Genomic DNA, 593 nt, shown 5'->3' on the forward strand with positions numbered 1-593 from the left:
CCGAAGCGGCGGATCATGTAGTTGACCAGGATGGTGGTATCGGAGAGAATAATCCGCTCCGCGCTGGAATGGGAGATGTCCCGTTCATGCCAGAGGGCAACATTTTCATAAGCTGTTACCACATGGCCCCGACAGACTCGGGCCAGGCCGGTTACATTTTCACTGGAAATTGGATTGCGCTTATGGGGCATGGCGCTGGATCCTTTTTGCCCCTTGGCGAAGTATTCTTCGACTTCCCGGGTTTCCGACTTCTGTAAGTGGCGAATTTCCGTTGCCATGTTCTCAATGGAAGTCGCAATCAAGGCCAGGCAGGCGATGTACTCGGCATGGAGGTCGCGCGGTAAAACTTGGGTAGAAATTTCCTGGGCACGGATGCCTAAGTGGTCGCAGACATAGGCTTCAACAGCGGTTGGTACATTGGCGAAGGTCCCCACGGCTCCAGAGATCTTCCCGGCTTCCACCCCCTTGGCCGCATGGTCGAAGCGGTCAATCTGGCGCTTGATTTCCGAATAATAGCGGGCCATCTTCAAGCCAAAGGTCGTCGGTTCGGCATGAACGCCATGGGTCCGGCCCATGCAGACCGTGTGCTTGTA

The 593-nt window shown here is 55.5% G+C and carries 1 protein-coding gene; it reads right to left on the minus strand.

From position 1 onward, the window contains the following. Positions 1 to 593: lyase family protein (locus HMPREF2626_RS09175; RefSeq protein WP_246818954.1), on the minus strand; the 593-nt coding region annotated here is incomplete at both ends.

The organism is Aerococcus sp. HMSC062A02 (genome assembly GCF_001809535.1).
GTDB lineage: Bacteria > Bacillota > Bacilli > Lactobacillales > Aerococcaceae > Aerococcus.